The 26,240-nt window shown below is 67.2% G+C and carries 20 protein-coding genes and 2 pseudogenes; 15 read left to right on the top strand and 7 right to left on the bottom strand.

The window, feature by feature from the left end; genetic code table 11:
* Window positions 1–17 precede the first annotated feature (17 nt).
* The 3 genes from AB0N66_RS14195 to AB0N66_RS14185 all read left to right on the top strand — a co-directional run bounded on the left by AB0N66_RS14195 (window position 18) and on the right by AB0N66_RS14185 (window position 2,965).
* Window positions 18–407, top strand: coding sequence for a hypothetical protein (locus tag AB0N66_RS14195; protein WP_365433154.1), 390 nt, complete (start codon window positions 18–20; stop codon window positions 405–407).
* A gap of 41 nt (window positions 408–448) precedes the next feature.
* Window positions 449–868 (top strand): peptidase M23, encoded by a 420-nt coding sequence (locus tag AB0N66_RS14190; protein ID WP_365433152.1) that lies wholly within the window; start codon window positions 449–451, stop codon window positions 866–868.
* A gap of 498 nt (window positions 869–1,366) precedes the next feature.
* Window positions 1,367–2,965, top strand: a complete 1,599-nt coding sequence (locus tag AB0N66_RS14185; RefSeq protein ID WP_365433149.1) for a hypothetical protein — start codon at window positions 1,367–1,369, stop codon at window positions 2,963–2,965.
* A 165-nt stretch (window positions 2,966–3,130) separates the two neighbouring features.
* Here AB0N66_RS14185 and AB0N66_RS14180 read toward each other — a convergent pair whose 3' ends face one another.
* Complete coding sequence (locus AB0N66_RS14180; RefSeq protein ID WP_365433147.1) at window positions 3,131–7,372, bottom strand: PLAT/LH2 domain-containing protein; 4,242 nt, start codon at window positions 7,370–7,372, stop codon at window positions 3,131–3,133.
* Window positions 7,373–7,609: 237 nt separating this feature from the next.
* Between AB0N66_RS14180 and AB0N66_RS14175 the strand changes: the two are divergent.
* The 7 genes and pseudogenes from AB0N66_RS14175 to AB0N66_RS14145 form a co-directional block, all read left to right on the top strand.
* A pseudogene (locus tag AB0N66_RS14175) lies at window positions 7,610–7,786 on the top strand (MMPL family transporter); the annotation flags it as partial.
* Window positions 7,787–8,274: 488 nt separating this feature from the next.
* On the top strand, window positions 8,275–8,967 hold the full coding sequence (locus AB0N66_RS14170) for an alpha/beta hydrolase (protein ID WP_365433144.1): 693 nt from the start codon (window positions 8,275–8,277) through the stop codon (window positions 8,965–8,967).
* A gap of 567 nt (window positions 8,968–9,534) precedes the next feature.
* Window positions 9,535–9,672 carry a hypothetical protein gene (locus tag AB0N66_RS14165; protein ID WP_365433141.1) on the top strand — a complete coding sequence of 46 codons (138 nt, stop codon included), beginning with the start codon at window positions 9,535–9,537 and terminating at the stop codon, window positions 9,670–9,672.
* Between the two features lie 14 nt (window positions 9,673–9,686).
* Entirely contained in the window at window positions 9,687–10,091 is a 405-nt protein-coding gene (locus AB0N66_RS14160) for a type II toxin-antitoxin system PemK/MazF family toxin (protein WP_365433634.1), read from the top strand.
* 84 nt (window positions 10,092–10,175) lie between these two features.
* Window positions 10,176–10,409: pseudogene (locus AB0N66_RS14155) on the top strand (alpha/beta hydrolase); the annotation flags it as partial.
* Between the two features lie 145 nt (window positions 10,410–10,554).
* Window positions 10,555–11,247 carry an alpha/beta hydrolase gene (locus AB0N66_RS14150; protein WP_365433139.1) on the top strand — a complete coding sequence of 231 codons (693 nt, stop codon included), beginning with the start codon at window positions 10,555–10,557 and terminating at the stop codon, window positions 11,245–11,247.
* Between the two features lie 728 nt (window positions 11,248–11,975).
* A complete protein-coding gene (locus AB0N66_RS14145; RefSeq protein ID WP_365433631.1) occupies window positions 11,976–12,491 on the top strand; it encodes a winged helix-turn-helix domain-containing protein in 516 nt (171 codons plus the stop codon).
* Between the two features lie 193 nt (window positions 12,492–12,684).
* Here the strand turns inward: AB0N66_RS14145 and AB0N66_RS14140 are convergent, their stop codons facing one another.
* Window positions 12,685–14,271: an MFS transporter gene (locus AB0N66_RS14140; RefSeq protein WP_365433136.1), complete on the bottom strand. Its 1,587-nt coding sequence runs from the start codon at window positions 14,269–14,271 to the stop codon at window positions 12,685–12,687.
* Between the two features lie 196 nt (window positions 14,272–14,467).
* Complete coding sequence (locus AB0N66_RS14135) at window positions 14,468–14,866, bottom strand: BlaI/MecI/CopY family transcriptional regulator (protein WP_365433134.1); 399 nt, start codon at window positions 14,864–14,866, stop codon at window positions 14,468–14,470.
* Between the two features lie 325 nt (window positions 14,867–15,191).
* Here AB0N66_RS14135 and AB0N66_RS14130 point away from each other — a divergent pair, with 325 nt between their 5' ends.
* From AB0N66_RS14130 to AB0N66_RS14110, 5 genes are all read left to right on the top strand, one after another.
* Window positions 15,192–15,584, top strand: coding sequence for an SCP2 sterol-binding domain-containing protein (locus tag AB0N66_RS14130; protein WP_365433131.1), 393 nt, complete (start codon window positions 15,192–15,194; stop codon window positions 15,582–15,584).
* Window positions 15,585–15,656: 72 nt separating this feature from the next.
* Entirely contained in the window at window positions 15,657–16,868 is a 1,212-nt protein-coding gene (locus tag AB0N66_RS14125; protein ID WP_365433128.1) for an acyl-CoA dehydrogenase family protein, read from the top strand.
* Window positions 16,865–17,779, top strand: coding sequence for a hypothetical protein (locus AB0N66_RS14120; protein WP_365433125.1), 915 nt, complete (start codon window positions 16,865–16,867; stop codon window positions 17,777–17,779). The genes AB0N66_RS14125 and AB0N66_RS14120 overlap by 4 nt, the downstream gene beginning before the upstream one ends.
* A complete protein-coding gene (locus AB0N66_RS14115) occupies window positions 17,780–18,721 on the top strand; it encodes a ThiF family adenylyltransferase (protein ID WP_365433122.1) in 942 nt (313 codons plus the stop codon).
* A gap of 4 nt (window positions 18,722–18,725) precedes the next feature.
* Entirely contained in the window at window positions 18,726–20,138 is a 1,413-nt protein-coding gene (locus tag AB0N66_RS14110; protein ID WP_365433119.1) for an amidase, read from the top strand.
* Window positions 20,139–20,466: 328 nt separating this feature from the next.
* Here AB0N66_RS14110 and AB0N66_RS14105 read toward each other — a convergent pair whose 3' ends face one another.
* From AB0N66_RS14105 to AB0N66_RS14090, 4 genes are read right to left on the bottom strand one after another with little or no spacing between them, the layout of a single operon-like run.
* On the bottom strand, window positions 20,467–21,483 hold the full coding sequence (locus AB0N66_RS14105; protein WP_365433116.1) for an NADPH:quinone oxidoreductase family protein: 1,017 nt from the start codon (window positions 21,481–21,483) through the stop codon (window positions 20,467–20,469).
* 46 nt (window positions 21,484–21,529) lie between these two features.
* The gene (locus tag AB0N66_RS14100; RefSeq protein ID WP_365433113.1) at window positions 21,530–21,895 is read right to left on the bottom strand and encodes a MerR family transcriptional regulator; all 366 of its coding nucleotides are present in this window, start codon (window positions 21,893–21,895) and stop codon (window positions 21,530–21,532) included.
* Window positions 21,896–21,910: 15 nt separating this feature from the next.
* The gene (locus AB0N66_RS14095) at window positions 21,911–25,279 is read right to left on the bottom strand and encodes a LuxR C-terminal-related transcriptional regulator (RefSeq protein ID WP_365433110.1); all 3,369 of its coding nucleotides are present in this window, start codon (window positions 25,277–25,279) and stop codon (window positions 21,911–21,913) included.
* Window positions 25,280–25,285: 6 nt separating this feature from the next.
* On the bottom strand, window positions 25,286–26,230 hold the full coding sequence (locus AB0N66_RS14090) for an alpha/beta hydrolase (RefSeq protein ID WP_365433107.1): 945 nt from the start codon (window positions 26,228–26,230) through the stop codon (window positions 25,286–25,288).
* Window positions 26,231–26,240: the final 10 nt, after the last annotated feature.

The raw sequence follows: 26,240 nt of genomic DNA, 5'->3' as shown, positions 1-26,240 counted from the left end.
GGAGGAAGACGGCAGGAATGCGCAAAAGAACCGCACTACTTGCAGCCGCGGGAGCCCTGGCCCTCGTAGGAACCTCGGCTCCCAACGCCGCGGCCGACGGGCACGGGATCGGCTACTACGGACTGTGGGCGACCGGCGTCAATGTCCGAGAGATGTACCCCATCGACAGTTGCTGGGACTACCCGAGCCCGGCCAACTGCCCCGACGTACTCGGCCAGGTGGGCGCGCCCACTCAGGTCTTCGTGCGCTGTCAGATTCCCGGTCAGCCGGTGGGCGGGAACCCGTACTGGGTGGTCGTCGAGGTGCCCGGCTGGAGCAAATACGGGGTCATGGCCAGCTATTACCTCGACAACAGCAGTAACTGGATCGACGGCGTGCCCGACCACTGTGTCTGGTCCGGCGGCTGACCACAGGACCAAGTGCAACACCAACTACCAGGGGGACACCCATGAAGAAGATGCTGCGACGTTCCGCCACCGCGATGGCCGTGACCGCGCTCGCGGTCGGCGCGCTAGCCACCTCCGCCGAGGCGGCTCCCGAGGCGCGGACCTCCGCGGTGAACGCCTCGACCACGGTGGGCGCCGCGAACAACGGCGATCCGACTCTCACCGACGTCTACATCTGGGCCACCGACGTCAACCTCCGCAGCCAGCCGACCTCGGAGTCACCGCGCTTGGCGGTGCGTTCGCAGTACTCCATGGACGCGGTGTGTCAGAAGCAGGGCCAGTTCGTCAACGACCCGGCGGTCGGCGGCAACAACTGGTGGACGGCGGTCATGGAGTTCAGCGGTAGCGATGTCGCCTGGGTCAACAACTTGTACATCCAGGGCGGCGAGAAGATCGCCGGCGTACCGGACTGTTCGTTCTGACCCGCACGGGCGGAACTCCTTCGCCCGAGCGTGGCCTCCTCCGCACCGGCCGACTTCGGTGCGGAGGAGGCTCTGCCGATCAGCCGACCCACTGCACACCGGGCCCCTGCGGTGTGCACGGCGGGCGCTTGAGTGCGGCGTGTGATGGGTATGTTCGAAAGCCTCCGAATATATGCGTATCGTGTTGAAGTAAGGCTAGGATCAAGGCAGTTGGGGGCTGTTGTGGGATCAGGAGACGAGTACGACAGAGCTGGCTCGAGGTCCTCGGACCCGGGTGTGCCCTGGGGGACTGAGGGATCCGCGACGGAGCCCGTCCCGGAGCGGGGGCGAAGCGGGGGCGAGCCTTCGGCGCCGGGAGGGGCCGCAACCCCGGACCCGGTAGTGACCTCGGTCCCGGACCCGCCCTCGGCACCGCCCGAGGACTCCCTACCTCCGTCGTCGGGCCCGCCCTGGACGCCGGGATTCTCACCGTTCCCGCCCCCGCCGGACCATCCGCCTGTGGTCGGCCCGCTGTCCGCGCCCGACCCTCTGCGCGCGCTGGCCGTGGCTCTGCTGAATCTGAGCGGCCTGGGCCTGGGCTATGTGCTGCTGCGCCGCTGGTTGCCCGCGGCTCTCTGCTGGGCCGTCACGGGCGTACTGCTGCTGATCGCGCTGCCCGCGGATCCGGACGGCGTACCCGGTGGCGTGGTGGTCGCGTACGTCATCTTCCTGCTGCTCACCGCAGGCGACGGGGCACGCCGCGGACTGCGTAGTCCCGCTGAGCCTGAGTCGGCGCCGACGCCGACGCCGACGGGAAGGCCCGGCCGGGCCGGTCTGCTGACGCCGCCTGTGGTCATCGCCCTGGGCCTGGTACTGCTGGCGGTCCCGGCGGGTGGCGCGGTCGCCTACGACGCGGCGCGGGACGAGGCCATGGAGCAGATGCTCCTCGACCGGCTCGCCGGTGCCGACGAACTGGTCGCAAAAGGCTCCGCCGCCTCGTTCGCCGCCTCGAAGGAGCAGTACCGGAGTGCCCTGGCCCAATACGGCGAACTCGCCGAGGAGCACGAGGGATCGAGAGCCGCGAAGCTCGTACCGGACAGGCTGAAGAAGTACTACACCGCTGTCGCCGGCCCGTACGCGAAGGACGAGTACTGCGACGCCGTCGAACCGCTGACGTATCTGCGGACCGTCCCCGACGCGGTGGACAAGGACCTGCTGGGCGATCTCACCGACTGGCCCGACGACCGGTTGGCCACCTCGCTGTACGAGTGCGGCGTGAGCAGGCTCGGGGGCGCGGGGGCGGCCACGGACGGGGGCGAGTTCGGTGTGTTGATGCGTACGTTCCCGGACTCCGAGCAGGCGGACAAGGTGGAGCCTGCTGTCCGGGGCAGGATCAAGCAGTTGAGCGGGGAACTGTCCGGTGGCGGTCAGGGTCCCTGCGCTGTCACCGAGGAGGTGCAGCGGATCAGCGTCACGGCATCGGGGCTGCCCGGCAAGAGCGCGACCGCACTGACCGGGGAAGCCGGGAATGTGGTGGAGTCGGGGACGTACGCCTGCGGTGTGGACCAGTTCAAGGACGACGATTTCGCCGCGGCGCGTCAGACGATGACCGATTTCGCCGCCACCTACAAGAACAGCAAGCGGCGCGTGCAGGCTCAGAACATCGCCATAGGCGCGGAGATCGCTGCGGAGGACGCTGCGGCGGGCAAGCGTGTGCCGTCGGCCGCCAAACCGAACGGTTCCGGACTGGAGCTCGTCATCAGCAATGACGCTCCGGACAATGTGGAGATCCTCTTCACCGGTCCGGTCACCGGAAAGGTCTCGCTCAAGGCCTGCGGAGGCTGCGAGACGTACTCCAGCGAGTCGACCGGACGGTCTCTTGCCTGCCAGGACACGAGCAAGAGCTACCCGAAGACCAGACTGACGCTGCCCGCCGGCAACTACTACTTCCTCTACAAGCGCGCCGACGACACGGTCGACAACGCCAACCACACCGCCACCAGCAAGATCGAGTCCGGCTACTCGTACACGGACTGCACCTACGTCGTCGAGAGCGACCCGTGGGACCTCGATCTGCCCGACCTGGAACTCCCGGAACTCGAACCGATCCAACCATGACCCGACCGTCCGCCGCCGACTCCGTCGTGACCGGAGCCGACCGGCGGACAGGAAGGTCGCTCTCAGTCGGGTGGTGGTTCCGCCGGCGCGTCACGCAGAGCGGCGCGGGACTTCCCCACCCAACCCGGACGAGGCCCCTACCAGAAACGGACTCAGCGCGCCCTCTTACAGGTCGACGGTGTAGGACGACGTGGTGTCGATCCAACGGTCGAAGACAGCCTCGACGTGGATGGCGTAGCGAGCGCTGGCGACGATGATGCGGTCGAGGTGCCAGTCGGGGGCGTTGCCGTCGTCGTCGCGCTGGACGCCGACGGAGGTCAGGCGGCCGAGATCGTCACTGTGAATGGTGACGTAGTTCCAGCGGTCACTCTCCATCCGTTTGATGAGTTTGGTGTTGACGGCCTTGCTCACGGTGCCGAGGGTGCCGGTGAGGGTGAAAGTGACGTTGGCGTCGGTACCGGCCATCCACTTGTCGGAGGTGTGGATGGTGAGCCCGTAGGCGCGATTGTCGGGCTGGAACGGGTTGTCGTCGCGGGTGGCGAGTCGGACCAGTGCCGAGGACTCCGACTCGCCGACGATCTGACGAAGGTCGTCCAGGTCGTCGGTGATGATGCCGTCGACGCCGATGCGGATGTATTCGCGCATGGCGTCGTCGGTGTTGACCGTCCACACGTAGATGAACCTCGGCCGTCCGGCCTGGGCGCGGATGCCGCAGGCGGCCTCGAGGGTGTACCGGTAGTACGGCCCGATCAGGCGGTTCAGGAAGGTGATGCCGTTGCCGTATCCCTGGTTGACGACGCCGCGGCTGGTGAAGTAGTTCGAGACGGCCCCGGGGTCGTTCTCGTAGTCGATCATCAGCCCTTCGTGGGGTCCGAGCCGACTGACGATCAAGTCGAAGAAGGCGTCCTGATGGTCTTCGCGGGACGCGATCGAGATGATGACGTTGATGTTGTTGTCGTAGGTCAGATGTTCGCGGATCGCGGTCAGCAGCTCCAGGCCGTGTTCGGGTGAGGTCACGGGCTCCTTGCAGTCGAAGACCACCAGGGACAGCTGAGGAAACTCCACGGCCAGCTCGTGCAGTCCCCTCAGGTAGTCGGCCAGCATCGGCGCGTCGCCGTCCCCCGACCCGTGGCTGATGCACAGCAGTGGGCTGTCCGCGTACGTCTGCACATCCGGCTCGAGCGCGTTCGCGCCGGCTTCGAGGGCGGACCGGGCGTCGCCGAGAGTGTTCGGGTTGTGCCCGACGATGTAGAACGGGCGCGGTCGCACGATCGCGATGGGGAACCAGCCGTGCCAGGGGTTTCCGTTCCAGGTCGCCGTATCCACCCGGCCGTCCCGCCCCACAGCGAACAGGTCCATGTGGTCGGCATCGCGGGCCAGTGCCGCGATCGGGGTGAGCTGGCCGAACTCGCCGGTGCCGAGCCGGAACCAGTCGCGCCAGGGGTTGCCGTTCCACCAGGCGCTGTGGACGCCGCCGTCCAGGCCGATGGCGAAGATGTCCATCTGGTCGGAGTTGCGGGACAGTGCGGCGATGGGCGTGTTCTGGGCGAGGACCTCCTCGCCGATGCGGAACCAGTCGCGCCAGGGGTTGCCGTTCCACCAGGCGCTGTGGACGCCGCCGTCCAGGCCGACAGCGAAGATGTCCATCTGGTCGGAGTTGCGGGACAGTGCGGCGATGGGCGTGTTCTGGGCGAAGACTTCCTCGCCGATGCGGAACCAGTCATGCCACTGGCCGTCCCACCATGTGGTCCAGACCCCGCCGTCCAACCCCACGGCGAACAGGTCCATCTGGTCGGAGTTGCGCGACAGCACGGCGATCGGTGTTCCCTGCGCGAATTCTGCCGTGCCGATGCGGGACCAGTCGCGCCACGGGTTGCCGTTCCACCAGGCGTTGTAGACCCCGCCGTCGAGCCCGACGGCGAACAGGTCCATCTGGTTCGGGTTGCGCGACAGCGTCGAGATCGGCGTGTTCTGGGAGAACTCGCGGGTGCCGATACGGAACCAGTCGCGCCACGGGTTGCCGTTCCACCAGGCGCTGTACACGCCGCCGTCGAGGCCGACGGCGAAGAGGTCCATCTGATCGGAGTTGCGGGACAGCGTCGCGATCGGGGTCCGCGGCCCGAACTCGCGGGTGCCGATACGGAACCAGTCGCGCCACGGGTTGCCGTTCCACCAGGCGCTGTGGACGCCGCCGTCGGGACCGACCGCGAAGACGTCCAGTTGGTTGGCGTTCCGTGACAGCGCGGCAACCGGGCCGGTCACCGTGTAGTGCGGCGGGTCGGGCGGTAGGGCGTCGGCGGGCGGTCCGGGTGGCATGCCGGCGGTGCGCCAGAAGACCTTTTCGTCTTCCTGCGCGGCTGTCAGCTCGGCCTGGTGCTGGGTGACGTCCTCGGCGACGACCCGTTCATACGTTCCGAGCCGGTTGCCCATGATCGCCAGGGCGTCCAGTGGCAGGTTGGCGCGCTGGTATGCGTAGGCGAGGTTCCACAGACCATGGACGAGGTAGGGGGAGGCCCAGTACTCGTTCGGGATGAAGCCGGCGAGCTGGCTGTAGTTGACCGGATCGGTGTTCCCGGTGGGACGGATCCCGGCGAGCTCCTCACTGATGATCACGGCCTCTTCGCCGGGCGCGATCGCTTCGGTGGAGGTGCCGGCGATCTGCAGGAACTGGCTGTGGTCGGCGAGTGCCGTGCTGAGCTGGGGCCGGTAGGCGGCCGAGTCGGCTTCGACCATGCGCCGGTAGGCCAGTACGCGCCGTGCCATCGCCGTCACACCCTCGTGAGTGCGCCCGGCGTGCTGATACGCGTACGCCAGGTTCTGCAGCGAGGTGACCAGGTGCGGAGGAGCCCAGAACTCGTTGGGGGTGAAGCCGGCGAGTTGTGTGTAGTCGACAGGGTCGGTGGATCCGGCCGGCCGGATGCCGGCCAGCTTCTCCTCTCGGGCGAGGGCCAGTTCCGTCGCTGCGACGTGGTTGACGATGTCCTTCACGAGCTGGCGGATCTGGTCGCGCAGGGTGGCGGCGTGCTGGACGAGGGCTTGGGCGGGCGGGAGTTCCGGTCCGGGGGCGCCGAAGGCGAGCAGGCCGGTCAGCCGGTCGAGGAGGTCGGCCGCGCGGGTGAGGTCGGGGCCGCTCAGCGGACTGGTCGCGGGCGGTTCAGCGATTGCGAACAGCAGGTCGACGGCCCGGGCGGCGGCTTGCCGTTGCTGCCGTTGTTCGGCGGGTGGGTCGGCGCAAGCGGGATGGAATGACGTCTCGTGGTGGCGCAACGCCAGGCTGGTCCAGGTGGCTGCGAGGTCGAGCCGGTGGTCGTGATCGGTCATCGCCTGGTAGGCCTGCCGGGCGTGGGCGGCGGCCTGGTCGCTGGGCGCGGAGTCGGGGCCGCCGAACGTGAGCAGCCCGACCAGGCGGTCGAGGAGGACGGCCAGCCGCCGGCGATCGGGCAGCGTGACGGCAGCGTAGGGGAGGGCTTCGGCGAGAGGAAAGGCGATGGCAGCGGCCTCGGTGGCCGCTGCGCGCTGTTTGGTCTGCTCGGCGGGTGGGTCGGGGCATGCAGGGTGGAAGGACGTCTCGTGGTGGCGCAGCGCCAGGCTGGTCAGGCACTCGGCGAGGTCGAGTCGGTGGTCGTGATCGGTCATCGCGCCGTACACCTGTGCGACGTGGGTGGCGGCCTGGTCGCTGGGCGCGGAGTCGGGGCCGCCGAACGTGAGCAGTCCGATCAGCCGGCCGAGGATGTCGGCCATCCGTTGCAGGTCAGGCAGGGTGACGGCGGGATCGGGGAGCGCGTCGGCGATGGGGAAGACGATGGCGGCGGCTTGGGCGGCGGCCGCGCGCTGTCTGGCCTGTTCGGCAGGCGGATCGAGGTTGGCGGGATGGAAGGAGATGAGGTGGTGGTGGACGGCCTGGCTGTTCCAGGAGGCGGCGATGTCCAGGCGGTGGTCGCCGTCGGTGAGGCGCGTGTAGAGAGCGCGGGCCAGGGTGAACGCGGTGACTGCGAGATCGGAGGTGGGGGAACCGAAAGCGAGGTATCCGGCGGTGGACTGGATCTGGGGAGCCAGCCGGGCGCGCTGGATGTTGGTGAGGTCCGTCAGCCCGGACAGGAACAGATAGATTTCCCAGGCGTTGCGAGCGGCCGCCAATTGGTGGGGGACGTCGTGGGGGTGGGCCGCCGCGGCGGCTGTCAGCCAGGTGTCGGCATATGGGTAGAGGTAGTCGGCGGTGACAGCGGGGCCCGCGTCGGTGACGGCGGTGATGACATCGCGGACCGCGGTGAGGGACTCATCGAAACGCGAGGCGTCGAAGGCGGCCTTGGCCTTTTCGGCATAGGCATCGGCATCGGCGAGGGGCTGGGAGGCAGCGGTGGCGTCGGCGGCGATCCGTGCCGCTTCGTCGTTCGGCTCGTCCTGCATGCACATCCCCTACTCAGACGGACTTGTCACCCTTCCCTTGACACCGAGACCTTGTCGCAGCCCGGGTCAAACGGAGCAAATGTCCGCATACCCAATTTCGCTCCCACAGACTCTCCGTTTCGTCGGCGCGTGCGCTCCGGTTGGCGGCGGAACCCGAGCGGAGGTGAACCGGTTACGGCCATGGTCACGGTCGAAAAGGTGGCGTGCTCTCCGCGCGAGCGGAGGTGAACCGCTGCCGTATGGGTCTTTCAGGACGGCCAACTCTCCGGACTGTTCCAGGTCGCGGCGGCGGCCCCGGTCGTGAGCTTCGTGCCCATCCTGCTGATCGACGTCCTGTTCGGCCTCGCGATGGACTACGAAGTGTTCCTGGTCAGCCGGATGCGGGAGCACTTCCACCATCACCGGGACGCGCGGATCGCACAGCGACACGTGAACGCCGGTGTGGGCGGCCCTTGCTGAGCCGCCCGCACCGGCGTTCGAGGCGTGTTCGTGGCGGCAGTCTGTTCCGTAGGCGCGTCCGCATTCTCCGACGGCGAGCTTCCTGAAAGGGGCGTAGGCCCTAGAAGGAGCAGAACGGATCGGGCGGCTGGACCACCCCGAAACTGCGTACACCCGAGGCGCCGGCCGCTGGACCTGGCTCCTGGTCGTCGCGCACACCCAGCTCAGGCTCGCCCGGCCGCTGGCCGCCGACCCTGGTAGATAGAGAACAAGCTTGGCAACGCTCACACTTTATGCCGCTGGCCTGCCTGTCCGTCTCCATCCGGCGTACGCCTGCACGATCGAGCGTGACTCCTCAGGGCACCCTGGCCCGACCTACGTCATTTGACAGAAGCGGCCGATGCCAAGACGTCCTAGCCTCAAAGTGCCCGATGAAACGGTCATCGCAGACGAAGGGGAAGGTCATGGTCGCAAACTCGGCAATCCGGAACGTCGTGCTCGTTCACGGAGGGTTCGTCGACGGCTCCGGCTGGAAGGCGGTGTACACCCGGCTTGTGGGTGAGGGCTACAACGTGAGTGTCGTCCAGAACCCCACGCTGAGCCTGGCGGGCGACGTGGCCGCCACACACCAGGTCATCGAGGCGCAGGACGGCCCGGTCGTTCTGGTCGGGCACTCGTACGGCGGTGTGGTCATCACGGAGGCAGGCCGACACGACAGCGTCGCGGGCCTTGTCTACATTGCAGCCTTCGCCCCGGACAAGGGCGAGTCGGTGAACAGCCTGATCGCCGATCCGCCGCCGGGCGCTCCCGTGCCCCCGATCCTGCCTCCGCAGGACGGCTTCCTGTTCTTGGACCGTGAGCGGTTCGCGGAGTCCTTCGCGGGTGATCTGCCCCTTGAGGAGGCCCGCTTCATGGCCGACTCGCAGGTTCCGTGGGGCGTGGACGCCCTCGGGGGAGCGGCTACGGAGCCTGCCTGGCGGACCAAGCCGAGCTGGTACCTCGTGGCCACCGACGACCGCATGATCCCTCCGCCGGCGCAGCGGGCGATGTCTGAGCGCATCGGGGCGACGACCGTGGAGGTCCCTGGAAGCCACTCCGTGTATCTGTCCCAGCCCGACGCGGTCGTCGACCTGATCAGGCAGGCGTCCGGCGGATAGCCCTTGGCCCGCGCCCGGCGGCCGACGTCATCGGATACGCCCAGCGCGCATGGTCCGTGCTCCTCCAGCAGCGCATCGGCTGCAGGTCCAAGGCGGATCTGCGGCCGTACGGGCTGCCTGCCTGCGATGTCCCGGGAGAGCGAAGATCCACGCCATCCTGCACCGCGGGACCCTGAACCCGGCAACCGGCGGCCGCGTAACCGGGTCCCAACTGGGCGACCGGGCAGCCGAGTTCCCCACGCACAATGAGACCCTCATCGGGCGCCCGAACTGCTACCGGTACGCCGTCTCCGGCGACGGCATCGCCAAACACGGCCTCACGCGCGCCACACCAGTCACATTGGTGGAGCTGCCCTGCCCCGTCCCGGCCGGCCTCCACGGAAGCCGGTTGCCGGAGCCCGCACACCTGTCCTGAAGGCGACCGACCGCTCCCTGACTTCCTCGGTAGGGCCCCGTCGACCTGACGTACGCGGTCTATCCTGCACGCATCGCCGAGTGGGAGCATCAGGACTCCATCTCCCAGGCAGCACACGGTGCGTGGATCGTCGGCACGGAGGCGTTCAGGTCATGCTCTCCCTCAAGCCACCCACGGATGCGGAACTCGTACGCAGGGCCCAGGCCGGCGAGACCGGAGCCCTCGGGCTGCTGCTGGCTATCCATCAGGCGCCGATGCGGGCGGCGGTCGTGGGAGCGTGGCTACCGTGACCACAGGAGGACATGTGCAGCGTGGTGAAGTCTGGTGGGTGGAGTTCGACGAACGGCGGCTGGTCGTCATCCTGTCGGGAGACGACGTGTCCGGGATCCGGGTGATGCAGGTCGTCGCTCCGGCGGTCGTTGACATCAGCGGTCTGGGCGTCGAAGTGGACGTGGGCGCCATAGAAGGACTGCCCTTTGAGGGCGTGCTCCGGTTCGCCTTCCCGCGTCCGGGCTTCACCCCCTGCACGTGGCTGACCACCGTGTCCCGGGACGACCTGATCGAGCGGGCGGGCGCCCTGTCTTCCGCGAAGCTCGGCGAGATTGAGGATGCTCTCAGTCTCGGCGGACAGGCGAAGGAGTGCACCCCCGCGACGACCGCGAAGCTCAGCGAGATGAGGGACGCCCTCCGGCTCGGTGGACCCGGGTAGGCGGAGAAGGAACGGACGCCCGCTGCACCTTGGGCCCTGCCGGAGCTTCAGGAGACCGAGGCCGGTGCACAGTTGATCGGCGGGAAGCTGTCGCGGATCGGCGCCGGCGGGCCGGTCGGCTACTTCGGCCTGAACATGGGTACCGCGACCCGGGTGCCGTTGACGGCGAGCGAACGCAGGATCACGGCTGCGGTTTTCGGTCTTTTCTGGCCCGATTCCATTGCAGAGACGGCGAGGCAGATCACCGTTCCCATAGAGTTCGTACTCCAGTGGGACGACGGACACATCCCGCGCCAATCCGGTCTCGCGTTGTTCGACGGCGCCGATACCGCCGTCCATCTCGACGTTCGGACGCGAGCATCTACGTCATCTGATGGAAGCCCACAGGCAGCGCCGCAATTAGGATCGAAGTGACTTGAAGAACAGGGTCACCGGTCTACTGGCGGAGACGGGGCTATGACATATGACAGCAGAGATTGCGGTACGGAATGTCGTACTCGTTCATGGTGGATTCGTGGACGGGTCCGGGTGGCAGACAGTTCATGATCACCCTGTGAAGGCCGGCTACAAAGTCAGCGTTGTGCAAAATCCAACACAATCGCTCGCCGGCGATGTAGAAGCTACGCCGCGAGTGGTCGCTGTTCAGGATGGTCCGGTTGCTCTCGTAGGGCATTCCTATGGCGGTGTAGTGATCACCGAAGCGGGCCTGGACGCCAAGATTTCAGCTCTGGTCTATGTCGCGGCATTTGCCCCGGACAAGGGCGAGTCTGTCAACTCGCTCATCGCTGACCCCTCGCCCGGCGCGCCTGTCCCGCCGATTCCCCCGCCTCAGGACTGTTACCTCCTTTTGGACCGGGAGCGGTTCCCAGCCGCATTCGCCGGGGATCTCCCTCTCGAGCAGGCGAAGTTCATGGCTGACTCGCAGGTTCCGTGGGGCGTCGACGCCCTGTCTGGCGCCGTTACCAACCCTGTCTGGCGTACGAAGCCCAGTTGGTACCTCGTCGCGGAGGATGACCACATGATTCCGCCGCCTGCCCAGCGAGCCATGGCCGAGCGCGCCGGCGCAACGGTCTCGGAGGTCATGGGCAGTCACTCCGTCCACCTGTCGCAGCCCGACGCGGTTGCCGACATCATCAAGCGCGCCACGACCGCGTAGTCCCAGCCGGGGGTGGTTCTTGCCCAGCCATTACGGCGGAACCGCCCCCCGGTCACGGCAACCAGGGCAGACCATCTTATTGCGTCAGCCCTTGCGCATGCCCATTTGTGCAAGGACCTTTCACCTTCGCCTAGAAGTGGCTGGCACTTACATGGAATGGTTGCGGAGAGTGATAACGTTCGAGAGTAAAATGCCCGTGCAACTCCTTGGAGGGGGGAGTGAATCACGGCGCGAAAGGGTACGGGTGCCGGTACGGATTGGCGGCCCTCATATCGCGTGGGCGTCTGAACTGTAGGGGCTGGGGGGCCGCGTGCAATCGCTTGGGTCAACGTTCCGTAAAGTTTACCTGATTGGCCTGTCGGGCTGGGTGTCGAGTCTGCTCTTTGTGCTACATGCGGGAGTCTGGTCTGATCGTACAGGGAATTGCTGCCATGATTTGTTTGTCTCATTTTCCAGCATTCTAATTCCGCCTGTGCTGGGAATGCCCGATTTGGGGCAACTCTATGCGGTTGTATTTGTAGCCGGTATGGTCGCGGTTTCGTTTGGTGTCTGCGACAGCGGGGTGTTTCGTTCTACTTCAACGGCCTTGGGCAGGGACACACTTGCCGTGTTCCCTTTGTCTCCTTGGGGTCCATCCCGCCAGCTCCGCAGGCGTCCGCATGGCCGGCGCCGCTTCGTCATGTGCCGCAGCACGAGAGCGCACGAAAGGGAAAGCATCCGTGGAAGACATGAAGTCGCTGGACGTGAAGATCGTCCGCTGGCCTGCCGAGTCAGGAAAACTGGAGGGCTTCCGGATGCAGGGGCTGCCCTGCCTCATCGTGGTGGCCCGTGGTGCGCGGGTGCCCGAGTTGGCGGGGGCGCACGAGGACTGGGTGCGACAGCCCGTGGAGGCCGGGGAGTTAAAGGCCCGGATCGCGTCACTGCACCTCAAAGCCACGTCCCACAGTGCTCCGCCCGTCGTGGACGAGGACGGGATACTCCGCTACGGCGGTGCGGTCCTGCCGCTCACGGTCTCCGAGGCGGAGGTGTTCCGCGGGCTCGTGCAGCGTCGCCCGGGCATGGCGAGCCGTGCCGAGCTGGCGGAGCGGCTCCTGTCCGCCAATCGGTCCGCCAGCCAGAACGCCCTCGACCTGCACATGATGAGGCTCAGGCGGAAGGTCGTGTCCGTCGGGCTGGCCATAGAGACCGTACGGGGGCGTGGTTTCCTGCTGAAGACCCAGGCTGTTGACGGGCCGGGCTGCTGAATTCCTCGCTGTTGAGGGCCGGTTGTCGGTGATCCGGGTTGCTGAAGGCCAGGTCCGCTTCAGCAACCCGCCCCGGTCGGGTGCCCGAAGCCGGCCGGGGCGCGGTGCGACAGCACTCCGCTCGCACCGCGGCACCGCGGCATCCGGCACCCAGGCCGACCCGACCCCACCCCGCCTGACCACGGCGGCCGGGTTACCGCGTCGCCTCGGCGGGGGCGTCCGCCGCAGTCTGCTGCTCGGCAGTGTCCGTGTCCGTGCCCGTGGGTACGGTGATTCGGCCGGGCAGCCACAGCACGGCCACCACCGCGGCCAGCGCGAGCGCCCCGGCGGCCACCGCGAAGCTCACGTGCATGGCCGAAAGATATGCGTCCTGGGCCGAGGCCAGCAGGCCGGGAATCTGTTCCTGCGCCTCGGCCGACAGCCCACCGGCCTGCTGGAGTTCGCGGACGGCGACCATGGTGCCGCCCAGGGACTCCGAGGCCGTCTCCCGTACACCTTGCGGGAGTACGTCGACAGCGCTGCCCAACTCGTTCCGGTACCAGACGGACAGGATCGAGCCGAGGACGGCGACGCCGAGGGCGGCGCCGATCTGCCGCAGTGTGTTGTTGACGCCCGCACCGATGGCGGCCTTGTCCGGCGAGACGACGGCCATGGTGGTCGTTGTAGTCGTGCCCATGACCAGGCCGAGGCCGAATCCGGAGACGCCCAGCAGGATCTCGTACCACCAGAGCGCCGTGGCGGCGTCGATGGTCGCCTGCCCCGTGAACGCCAGGGTGAGCAGCAGCAGGCCGGTGGTGACGACGGCCTTGGGACCGAACCGCATGGCCAACGGGTTGCTCAGGATGGCTGAGACGACCGCGCCCACCGCCACCGGCAGCAGGATGAGCCCCAGTTCGAGGGGTGTGTGACCGCGGATGGCCTGGACGTAGAACACCATCAGGAAGGTGCCGCCGGTCAGCGCGAAGAAGGAGAGGGCGAGACTTGCGGTGCCCGCAGCGAAGGACTTGTTCCGGAACAGCTTTACGTCCAGCGCCGGTTGCACGGTGCGGTTCTCGAACAGGACCAGTACGACCAGCAGGACCACTCCGGCGACCATCGCGCCCAGGGCCTCGATGCCGGTCCAGTCGTTGGTCTCACCGCCGCGGATCACCCCGTAGACCAGGGAGCCGATGCCCGTGATGGACAGCAGGACGCCGACGTAGTCGATGCGCGGTTTGGTCGCCGACCGGGACTCGGCGAGGACCAGTAGCAGGAGGACGGCGCAGAGGGCGGCGATGGGGACGTTGATGAGGAAGACCGAGCCCCACCAGAAGTGTTCGAGCAGGAAGCCGCCCGCGATCGGGCCCAGGGCGATCGACAGACCGCCCAGCGCCGACCAGATGCCGATCGCCTTGCCGCGTTCTTCCGGGGCGTAGATGCCGTTGATCACCGCGAGTGTGGCCGGCGGCACGACCGAACCGGCAACGCCCATCACGCCACGCCAGAAGATGAGTTCCCCGGGGGTGTCGGCGAAGCCGGCGAGCGCGGAGGCCACGGCGAAGACGGCAAGCCCGATCACCAGGACGCGGCGGCGGCCGAAGGCGTCGGCGAGGATGCCTGAGGAGAACATCAGGGCTGCGTAGAACAAGATGTAGGAGTCCAGGGCCCATTGGAGCTCGGCGTTGGTCGCGCCGACATCCTCCTGGATCGTCTGCAGGGCGACGTTCAGGATGGTGTTGTCCATCATCACCATCAGGAAACAGCAGCCGAGGGCCGCCATGATCAGTCCACGGCGGGGCACAGCCGCGCCTGCAGATAATGTCGTGCTCAATTCGCACCTCCTGTGAGAGGGGCAGGCGCCTCCGCACCGGGTGCCGCCCCATCAAGCTACTACGCGAGCATAGTAGTTGGAGGCGCAAGGGCGCGCGGTGATGGTGAAGGAATCCTGAAAGAGGCCGGTTCACTCGGTGCGTCCAGGCGCGTTCAGGTGCGTCGGCTCAGTGACCGGGGCCCTCGCGCAGCAGCTTCTCGAAGCTTTCGCGAAGGCCGGGTTCGTTGCGGATCTCGTCCAGGAAGTGGCCGACCGCGCTCACCCCGAAGTCGCGAATGACCTCACGGACGGCCATCGCCGCCTCGTCCGGGACGCAGGGCGAGTACGCGTAGCCCCGGCCCGCCTTGGTGCGGCTGGCCGCGCCCTTCTCGGCGAGACGGCTCAGTACGGTCATGACGGTGGTGTACGCCAAGGGGGTCTCGCGACCGGTGTTGAGCACGCCGAGGACCTCGCGGACCGTCATCGGTCCGGCGCCCTGCCACAGAACCTCCATGATCTGGTTCTCCAGCGGGCCGAAGACGAGACATTCCTGCGAGGCGGTGGCGGGCGAACGTTCGGCTGTCACCCTTTCAATCTACGATGCCCGCGCCCCGAATGCCCAGTGGTGCCGACGACGGCCGAGCCGGCCCTGTGTCATCTCCGGCCTCCGCGCGGGGTGTTGAGGCACGGGCGTGGGGGCGAGCGTGGGGAACGGCACTGTCCCCGGACGTCGCGCCGATTCGCCCCGTATACGGGCACGTGATATGACGCGCTCGTTCTCTTTCAATATTCCTTCCTCTTCCTTTTCCTGGTCTGTCGGTACGTACGTCCGAGCCCTTGGTGGATTCCTAGGATGCGGTGAACGCCGAACAACAGTTTGTTGTCGGGCATCGTTGTTGGGAGAGAAATTCATGGCTGTTTTCGAGTCGACCGAAGTCGCTGAGCGAGTGTTCGGCACTCTCTTCGAAATCCTGCTGAAGGACGAGCAGTTCACTTCGCAGCTGCGCGCGAGCAACCTGACCATCCGGCTGACCCAGACCGACCCGGACTGCGTCGTGCACGTGTCCGCAGACGCCTTGACAGTTGGGGCGGACGCGCCCGAAGAGGCGACGGTCAAGATCAAGATGTCCAGCGACACCGCGCACCAGCTCTGGCTCGGCAAGCTCATGATGCCGACCGCCATCGCCACCGGAAAAGTACGGATCCGCGGCAAGGTCGCCCGAGTACTGGAACTCGTCCCCATCCTGCGGCCCGCCTTCGACCAGTATCCGGAACTGGCGGCGCAAGAGGGACTTCCTGCCTGAGAACCCCGAAGGACCGCATGAAGCGGCAATTCGGTACTTCCCCTGGCATTCGGATCAGAGTTTCGGAGAGACATGACGAACAACGACGTGCTCGAGCTCAATTTCGACGTACTTCCCGGGGACGTGGAGAAACTCCGCCTCCAGGTACGGGAATTCGCCCGGGAGGTCGTCGCGCCCCGAGTGACCGCCCTCGACGGGGCGCCGGCCGACGACTTCGACTGGGACATGGTCGCCCAGGGGCACGCCCTCGGCCTCACCCGGGTCGCCGTGCCCAGGGACTACGGCGGCCTCGGCCTCGGCATGATCGGCGCTGCGGTCGCCCTGGAGGAGGTGGCGTCCGTCTGTGCCGGCACCGCCCTCATCTTCGGCGCCGCCATGCTAGGGCAGACCCCGGTGCTGCTTTCCGGCGACCCGCGGCTCCAGGCCCGTTTCCTGCCCATGTTCTCGGGTGACGCGCCGGTCCTCGCGTGCAATGCGGTCACTGAGGAGGAGGCCGGTTGCGATCTGATCATCCCGGCCAACGCGGTGCACGCCCGCGATGTGATGACCGCCCGCCGCGACGGCGACCACTACGTCCTGAACGGTAAGAAGCGCTTCATCACCAACGCCCAGGTCGCGGCGTTCGCCTCGGTGTTCGCCAACATGGAGGGCGCGCCGGGTGCCACCGGCCTCACCTCGTTCATGGTGCCGCTCGACCTGCCGGGTGTGGTCCGTGGACCGGTGGCCGACAAGATGGGTTACCGGCTCTGCCTCGGCAGCGAACTGGAGTTCCACGACGTCCGGATCCCCGCCGAGAACATGATCGGCGAGGAGGGCGACGGCATGGCCATCAACATCGCCCAGAGCAACATGGCACGCGCCTCCGTCGCTGGGATCTCCGTCGGTGTGGCCCGAGGTGCCCTCGAACAGGCCATCGAGTGGTGTGACACCCGGGTCCAGGGTGGACTGCCCCTGCGCGAGCACCAGTTCACCGCGTTCAAGCTCGCCGAGATGTCCGCGAAGGTCGACGCGGCCCGTCTGCTGTACATGAAGGCGGCCCACAAGGTGGACAACGAACTCCCCGCCCCGCAGTACGAACCGGCGGTGGCCAAGCTCTTCGCGGACCGGGTCGCCATCGACGTCGCCGACATGGCCATGTCGCTCACCGGCGCCCGCGGCTATGTGAAGTCCTTCGGCATGGAGAAGCGGCTGCGCGACGCCTACGGCGCGCGGATCTACGAAGGCACGCCCGAGGTGCTGGCCCTCGCCGTCACCGAGAGTCTCTACTCCGGAGAGTTGATATGACGGACCAGTTACCGGCACGGGAACGGTACATCTCGGACATCGTCCGGCTCCACTCCACCCTGGACTTCCGGTCTCTGCCCGACCATGTCGTCGGCGACCCGCTCTACGTCGCGTACGACCCGAGGGACGAGCTGATCACCCTCACTGTCGAGGACGACCAGCTTCCGCTGCGCTACCTCAACGGCATCATGGGGTTCCGGCTCGTGCAGTATCTGCGGCTGGGCTGGATATCACCCCAACTTGTGTACGAGCGCGCGGTGTTCCGCGAGACCGTCCGGCACCCGGAGGGGGTGCAGAACGTCCACACCGTGAGCCTGTGCACCCGTACAGGCCGGATCCGCGGATACATCAGTCTGGGCTGCTCCCAGGACCCGGTCTCCCTGCCGTTCGACCATCCGGACCGTGGCCGCTTCTCGACCGAGGTGGCGCACGACATCGACCTGCTGACCCGCTTCGCGGCCGACGGGATGAGCACCCACCAGGCCTTCGAGATCAAACGGTTCGTACGCGACCTGGACCTGCCGCCCGGCGCCGCCACCGAACGCGTGCCCTGGCATCTGCTGCTGGGCCTCGGCAGGGTCATCTCGGCTTCCGAGGGTCGTATGCGCGTCATGCTGGGCGACGCCAAGGAGAAGGTGGCGATACGGCACTTCCGGCTCACCGGCTTCGACCTGCAGGTCGACCGGGGCACCTCGCCGTGGCTGCCCGAGACGGACATCATGGCTCCGATCTACGACCAGACGGTCAACGCCGTTCCCTTCGTGGCGCCGGTCCACGACGACCTCGGCGACTACATGGACCTCATCGAGGAGTATCTCGGCGATGGCCCGGACGGGATGACACTCGTGGGACTGGTCTCCGCCATGACCGCCCGCCGGACGGGCGCTTACCGCATGAGGGAGGCGTCGTAGATGGGCGGTTACCAGGCCGAGGAGTTCAAGACGGAGGAGCTCCGAGCCGGCGAGCTGCATACCGGCGAGAAGGACTTCTACGGCGAACTGACCACTCGTAACAAGGGCGTTGTCAGCCCCGGGGAGCAGGCCGTGCTGCGCGATGCGACCGTGCTCGTCGCCGGGTGCGGGTCCATCGGAGGGGCCGCCGTCGAGCCGCTCGCCCGGCTGGGGGTGCGTTCCTTCGTGCTGGCCGACCCGGGTACGTACGAGGTGAACAATCTCAACCGGCAGAGCGCGGCGGCCACCGACGTCGACCGCAACAAGGCCACGGTCGCCGGTGAGCGGGTGGAGGCCATCAACCCGCACGCCCGCGTCAAGGTCTTCCCGGAAGGTGTCACCGAGGACACGGCGGCGGCACTGGTCGGCGACTGCGACATCATCGTGGACGGCGTGGACGTGACGACCATGGACGGGTGGCGGGCCAAACACCTCCTCCACCGCCTCGCGTTGGAACGGCGGCTGCCGCTGGTCACCGGGTGGGACATCGCGGGCGCGCAGTACGTGCGCTGCTACGACTACCGGTACATCAAGGAGCCGTTCGACGGCGCGATCGCCGAGGCCGATCTGGACCGGCTCACGTCCTGGCAGCTGCTGCTGCGGGCCGTGCCGCTGCGCTATGTGCCGGTGGAGATGCTCGTCGAGGTCAAGGCGAATCTGGGGCGGCCGGACTACAGCTTCCCGCAGGTCACCTATGTCGCCCTGATGTTCGGCGCCCTCACGTCCCACATGGTGGTGAAGCTGCTCTCCGGGGCGACCGTGCGCCCGGAGGTGTACATCGACGTGCACCAACAGGCCCGTTCGAACCGGCAGCGTGTGACCACCAGGTTGCGCCGGGTCGCCGCACTCGCCGCTCTGGCGCCGGGACTCCTCAAGCTGGCCCGCGGCGGAAAGGGGATCTGACGGGATGTCCGATCTTCATGAGATGACGGCGCTCGAACAGGCGGCCGCCATAGCCAAGGGCGACCTCTCCCCGATCGAGCTGACCGACCACTACCTCGGTCGTATCGACGAGAGGGACGAGGAGCTGGGCGCGTACCTCACCGTCTCGGCGGAACTCGCCCGGTCCCAGGCGGAACAGGCCGAGCGGGAGGTCGTGACGGCTCGCCGGGACGGCACGCGGCTGGGCGTGCTGCACGGCGTGCCCGTACCGATCAAGGACCTTGTCCAGGTGGAGGGGGTGCGGTGCACCTGGGGCTCGGCGGCCTTCGCGGACCACGTCAGCGACGCCGATGACCACGTCGCCACCCGGCTGCGGGAGGCCGGCACGGTCATGCTGGGCAAGACCAACACCGCCGAGTTCGGGCTGCCCTGCTACACCGAGAACCGGCTCGGGCCGCCGACCCGGCATCCGCTGAGCCCCGGGCGGTCGCCTGGCGGTTCCAGCGGCGGTGCGGCGGCGGCCGTCGCGGCGGGCCTCGCCCCGCTCGCGCACGGCACCGACGCCGGCGGTTCGGTACGCATCCCCGCCTCCGTCTGCGGCCTGGTGGGACTGAAGCCGAGCAGGGGCCGGATCAGCAACGGGCCGCTGCGCCCCGACGTCACAGGACTTTCGGTGCACGGCGCGCTGGCCCGTACGGTGGCCGACGCGGCGGCGCTGGTCGACGTGATGGCGGGGCCGATGCCTGGCGATGTCTACACCGCGCCCGGACACCCGCTTGGCGCGACCCTGGTGGAGCACGCACGCCGCGACCCCCGGCCCTTGCGTGTCGTGGTGCTGCGGGACCCGATGGTGCCCGGCGCCGTACTGCACCCCGACTGCGCGGACGCGCTCGACAGCGCCGCCGCGGCCCTCACCGCGCTGGGCCATGAGGTGGGGGAGTTGGAGATGCCTCCCGACGGGGGCATCGTGGCGGCGTTCACCCGTGTCTGGTCGGTGGAGGCGGCGTCGTACGAGGTGAAGCCGGAGCGCGAGCACGAGCTGATGCCCTTCACGGCCTGGCTGAGGGAGGTCGCCGACGGGGTGTCCGCGCGGGAATACCACGCGGCGCTGTCCACTTTCCGAGGCCTCGGACAGATGCTCACCGACCTGCTCTTCGCCGCCTACGACGTCATCCTGTCCCCGGTGTTGGCCCAACCACCGGTGCGGATCGGGGAGTTGCGCAACGACGCGGATCCGGCGGCCGAGTTCGCCAGAATGACCGCGTTCATGCCGTACACCGGGATCTACAACCTCACGGGCATGCCCTCGATCACCGTCCCGCTCACCCGGAACGCCGAGGGCCTGCCGATCGGCGTGCTGCTGGGCGCGCGGTACGCCGATGATGCGCTCCTGGTGTCCCTCGCGGCCCAGTTGCAGCAGTCGGAAATGGCGTACTGACAAGTGGGTGTGGGGAGGGTGCGGTTGCGCCAGATCGCGGGAGTGATTGCCGGGGGCCGCCGGACAACACGGACACGGACGCCTTCGACGGTCTGGCCGCCGTGCTGTTCCAGGTCGAGCCGGCTCGGACACGCCCCCATGGGCTTCAGCGGGGCCGCGGTTCGGAGATCCTCAACTTCGACGCCCGTTTCGAGTTCGGGCTAATTCTCGGCGGTCTTCGCGAGCGGGTCCGTGTGTCCGGTTCGGCAGAGCAGGAGTAGCGGCCCGGGGATCGATGAACCGGCGCCGCTTCAGCCCGGGACGATCAGTTGTCGCGGCATCGGCGTTCCTAGCGCCAGGGATCGAGGGCGTGCTTGCCGCAGGTCCGGCCGGCTTCGAGTTGCTGCAGCACTGCCGGCCCGTCTGCCAGGCGGTGAACCTGGGGCGCGCCGGGCGGGTATGTCCCTTGGGCGATGAGTGCCTCGATCTCGACGAGCAACGACTGATAGAGGGATGGTGCTGCGGTCGCCAGGGCGCCGATGTGCAGGCCCTTGAGCTGGACCTGGTGGGTGAAGACCAGGTCGTGCGTGGTCAAAGTGGCGTTGCCGGATGCGGCACCGAACACGATGACGCGTCCGGTGAAGGGTTTGGTGACCGACAGGCTGACTTCGAATGTGGCCTGTCCCACCGATTCCAGGACCAGGTCGACCCCGCCGGTCAGGCGTTTGATCTCCTCGGCCAGGCCGGGTTGTGCGCTGTCGAAAACCTCGTCGGCACCGAGCGCTTTGACGGTGTCGTGCTTGGCCGGCGACGCCGTGGCGATCACGCGTGCACCGTAATGGTGAGCGAGGCGGACGGCCGCCTGTCCCACGCCTCCGGCCGCCGCATGAACAAGCACCACCTCACCCGCCTTGATCTCGCCCAACGGCTTCAGGGCTGCCAGAGCGGTTGCCCAGTTCAGCACCAGGCCGAGGGCTTCGGCGTCACTCCAACCGGAAGGCACGGGGATCACACCCACGGCCGGCATCGTCATGTACTGCGCGAAAGCGCCCGGACCGGCTCCGACGACGTGGGTGCCGATCCGAATCGGGGCCTCTACGTCCGCTCCGACACCCACGATCTCGCCGGCGGCTTCGAAGCCCGCCACATAGGGGGCCTGCGGGCCACCTCCGTAAGTCCCATGGGTCTGCATGACGTCCGCGAAGTTGACCCCGGCGGCGCCCACTCGGATCAGGTACTCGCCGGGCCCTGGGGCGGGGCGACGTCGATCGGTCGTGAGTGTCAGGTCCTTCGGTCCCTGATGTGACTGCTGGACCAGTGCTCGTACCGTCTGGTCGGTCATGTGTTGCTGCTCGTTGATCTCCATGGACGGACCGTAGGAGTCTCACACTTACGTGAAGGTCAACCGACGTTCAGAGAGCAGCGCGTCGGGCCTCCCGCAGGTAGGCGTCGAGTGCCGACTGCTGATCGCTGAGAATCGCGATACGTGCAGCAAGTCGATCGCGATAGCTCTGCACCTCGGACAGGAACTCCGCGCACACCACATCCGTGCTGACGTCGGATTCGTCAGTGAGGCGGGGCAGGATCTCCCTGATCAGCCGCACGGGCAACCCTGACCCGAGCAACGAGCGGACAAGGAGCACCCGGTCGATAGTGGACCGGCAGTAGTCACGGAACCCATTGCTGCAACGCCCGGGGACGATCAATCCCTCATCCTCGTAGTGCCGCAACGATCGCGCACTCACGCCGCTGACTCTGGAAGCCTCACTGATCTGCATATCCGGAGCCAACGCTCACGCGCACCACGATCTTCCGGACCTCCATCGGTGCGCCGTGACAACACGCTCAGGTGTCAACAACCTCATGCATGCCGACCTCTTCCGGGAGCGTCCCGAAGTGCGATGAAGACGGCAGAAGTGGGTGAGGGCTGAGGTTCGCAATGCCCCCGCGGACGTGACCGGAATTGGCGGTGACTGCGACAGACAGGTCAGTGCGTCGCGCAGTCCGGCGCGAGAGGTGACGTTCAGTTTCGGAAAGACGCTGTACAAGTGTGTGGCTACGGTGCGGGGAGACAGGAAAAGCTGGGCGGCGATCTGCTTGTTGGTCAGCCCGGTGGCCGCCAGCTGCGCTATCTGCCGTTCCTGCGGAGTCAGTAAGGAGTGCCGGTCCTCACCAGGTACCACGGTCCCGACAGGGATACCGCTTGCCCGGAGTTCGTTCGCGGCCCGTGCACTCCAAGGCCTGGCACTCAGGCGCTGGAACGTGCTGAGTGCGGCGTCGAGATGGACGCGGGCCGCGACGCCTCCTTTGGCTCTGCGCAGCCTCTCGCCGTAGGCCAAGCAGATCCGTGCCCAGTCGAATGGCCATCGTTCGGCGTTGGGGGCGGCAATGGCGCTCTCGAACAGATCATGTTGGATGACGTCCAGGGTGGCCACGGCCTCGGCGGCATCGGTCATCATGGCCAGCCGTGGCGAGATGGACGGGATGTCGGTTCGTCTGACCGCTGCGACGTGTTCGGTGGCTTCGGAGTGGCGGCCCGTACGAGCGGCGGCTTCGGTGAAATCCAGGAAGAGCCACGGAGCATGGGGCATGTGTGGTGGCAGCCGGCCAGCCGTGCCCACCGATCTCAGATGGCGGTAGGCGCTTTCGAAGTCCGCGCCGCCGAGTGCGGACAGGGCCCGGATGTGGGAGGCGTACACGCGCAACGTACCCAGTCCTCGGGGGTTCCCCCAGGACACGAGGCGGTCAGCGATCTGTTGTGCGGCTTGGTTGTCACCTTGCGAGGCGGCCAGCAGACCTTGCAGGAAACGGCCTTCCCATGCCGACAGGCGGTAGTTGTACGTTGCGCACCAGCGCAGACCCTCATTGGTGACTTCCGGAAGGTCCTCCCACTGTCCACTGGTGTAGGCGTCGTTCCCCAGCAGGAAGAGGGCGTCAATCGCCGAGGCGATGGCTCCTCCGCCTCGGCCGTCGTCGATGACACGCCGCAGGGCACTGCGACAGCCGGGCAGGCGGTCGACATAGGCAGCGGAGACCGCGGTCCGAATGATGCGTCTGGGGTCGGCCTCCCGGTGAAGGCCGAAGATGAGGTCATCGAGGGTGTCCAGCACGGACAACGCCCCGTGGGTGGGATCACTCAAGGCACCGCGAACCACTGGCAGCAGGGGATCGGGAGATCGCGGCTCGATCTGCTTCACCGCGCTCTCGAAGGAGTGCCACAGCTCCGTCCGGCCGCTGTAGGAGCACACCAAGAGGAGTACGTGCAGCGCTTCGCTGAGGATGTCGTCGTCTGCTCGGCTCAGTCGTGCATGGTTGTCCATCGCGCCCACGAGAAGCTTGTGAGCAGTGTCCACATCGCCTTCGCCGTTGAGGAGTTGGCTGGCCGCTGCTGTGGCGGCCGCGAGGGAATCAGCGCCCATGGGATCAGCGAGCGCTGCGTTGTCCAGCAAAGCGCGTACGTTGCGGAGGTCACCGGTGATGTTGGCGCCCAGGCAAGCCGCCTCGGCCAGCCTTCGTCCCTTCGCTGTCCCCGTGCTGCTCAACTCGGAAGCGCGTAGGAGGGTGGTGATGGCACCGACGGCGTCGCCGCGGCGCAGCGTGCTGTAGGCCACTTCGTGCAAGAGGGAAGCCACCTGATCGTTGGGGCCGACGGCCGCATCGGCCAGGTGCCGGGCCCGGCGTTCGGATCCTTCGGGAAGTTCACTCGCCAGTGCCCGATGCCCCCATCGACGCTCAGCGCTCGTCGACAGCTCCATGACTGCGGAACGAGTGAGAGGGTGACGAAAGACGAGACGGCCGGTCAAGGAATTGACCTGGACCAGTCCGGCCCTCTCGGCGGGGCCCAACCCGGTGAGACCGTCGGAGCTGCTCACGGCCCGCTCAAGGATGTGCAGCTCACCCGAGCCGTCCAGGACGGCGAGCAAGAGCAGCTTCCGGGTCGCGTCCGGGAGGGCGGCGACCCGTACGGAAAAGATCTTCTTGAGGCGTTCGGACAACGGCAGAACAGCCGGTAGCGGTCCACGTTCTGTCCGCTGCGCCTCATTGAGTGTGACGGGCAACTCCAGCAGAGCCAGGGGGTTTCTGCCGGCCTCTGTGACAAGACGCCGACGAACCCTGGCCGCCATGGCCGGGAACCGCTCTGCCACCAGCTCATCCGCGGAGTCCTCATCCAGGGGCTGAACCTCGTGCGTAGGTATCCCGGTGCTGCTCAAGAAGGACTCGTCGCCGGTCCTGGACGCTGCCAGCAGGACCACGGAACTGGTCCGTATGCAGCGGGCGACCGTGCCCATGACTGCGGCGCTGGGCCGGTCCAGCCATGCGACGTCGTCGATGACCAGCGCAAGGGGGCCACTCCTTGCGGCGGCCTGGGACAGCAGGACATGTACAGCGTCGGCGATGGCGAGCAGTTGGGTCGGCTGCTCTTCAGACAGTCCTCGGATCGCTTGGAGCGTTTCCACCTGCCGCGGAGGCAGGACAGGGATCTCTTCAGTCAGTGGCTGGAGAATTTGGTTCAGGGCCGAGAAGCTGACGCTCTGTTCGAATTGCGAGCCGACGACACGCAGACCTCGGAAGCCTCCCTCGGACGCCCGCAGCGCCGCGGCGTCGAGCAGAGCGCTTTTGCCCACCCCTGCCTCGGCGGTCAGCATGAGAGCGATGCCCCGAGTGGCAGCCGAACTGAAGAGTTGGTCGACGAGGGCCAACTCTGTTGATCGCCCGACGAGGCGACCGACTGAGTGCGCGCCGGAGTCCTGAGTGCGGCGCGTGCCGCCCTCTGGAGCCGACGGTGTGGGGGATGACAGGAGGCCTCCCATCGGGTCGAACTGGGTCAGCGACATGACGGGAATGACGTCGGAAAGTTCGAGATCGGCTCGGTGCCCTGCATCACATGCACCAACGCCGCGAAGGCCGCGGGGAGGCAGGCGTAGTCGGTTCCCCGCCGCCGTCGACTTCTCAAGATCACTCAGCTGCCGCGCCGGAACACTGACCAACAAGCCGAGAAGCAGCGGCCTGTTCTCCCATCTCGCCGCCCACTCCCCATGGCAACTGGCCTTGTAGGAAGCGGTTTTAGGTGAGGGAGGAGGTCCGGAGGCAGCCGCACGTCCGCACGCGGGCTGCAGTCGCGGGATTGGGGACTCACCATTGGTCGCCGCGAACGCAGCCACCGGACATCAGTTTCCGAGCTTCTTGTCCAAGAATCCGGTAATGGTGCCCATCACCTTCTGCGTGGACCACGGCACACCGGCCTTGAGGTCACCAAGGAACGACATGTCTCCGTGGTTGGCTCCCTTGACGACGTAGCGAGTGCCCTCCACTCCCTTTGCCTTGAGAGCGTTGAGAAGGATCAACGACTGGCTGGGGGAGATGATGTGATCGTTGTCCCCCTGGAGGAGGATGAAGGGAGCGGAGTCCGGGCCCAGGTAAGTGGCCGGGTCAGCTGCCTTGTTCGCGGCGGGGTCCGCCTCGACGGTCTTGGTGGAGTCGGGGCCGAATACGTACGCATTGATGAAGCTGCCAGGCGCCATATACGTAGCCTTGGTCTCCGAATCGAAGTCGTCGGCGACCTTTGCCAGGTCGCCGGCGCCGAACTCGTCGACAACGGCCTGGACGTCACTGCTCTGGTCGAGGTTGTCCCCCGAATCAAACTGCTTCGTCCCGTTGGTGGCACCAGCCATGGCTGCGAGATACCCGCCTGCCGACTGGCCCCAGACGGCCACCTTGCTCGTGTCGATGCCGAACTCGTCGGCGTGGGCTCGCAGATAGCGGATGGAGGCTTTCACATCGGCGACTCCGTCCTTGTAGGTGGAGCCGGTCGTCGTCGTGCGGTACTGGATACTCGCAACCGCGTAACCCTGCTCTGCCACATAGGTGCGCTGGCCGAGGTTGGCCGACTTGTCAGCCATCACGAACCCGCCTCCGGTGATGTAGACGACCAGGGGCTTCTTGCCCGTCGTCTTCGGCACCTGAAGGTCCAATTTCAGGTCGAGCTTCTTACCGCTGACCGTGGGCGACGAGTACGTGATGTCCTGGTGTGCCGTCACCCCGGTCTTGCCGCACTCGATCTGCGGGCCGTCCGGATTGATCACGGTGCTGGTGCTGGTGTCGGTCGGCTTCACCGTCTTGGCC

It is taken from the genome of Streptomyces sp. NPDC093544, assembly GCF_040683495.1.
GTDB lineage: Bacteria > Actinomycetota > Actinomycetes > Streptomycetales > Streptomycetaceae > Streptomyces.
Note: the sequence above shows the minus strand (reverse complement) of the source record. Positions and strands in the feature narration are given on the sequence as shown.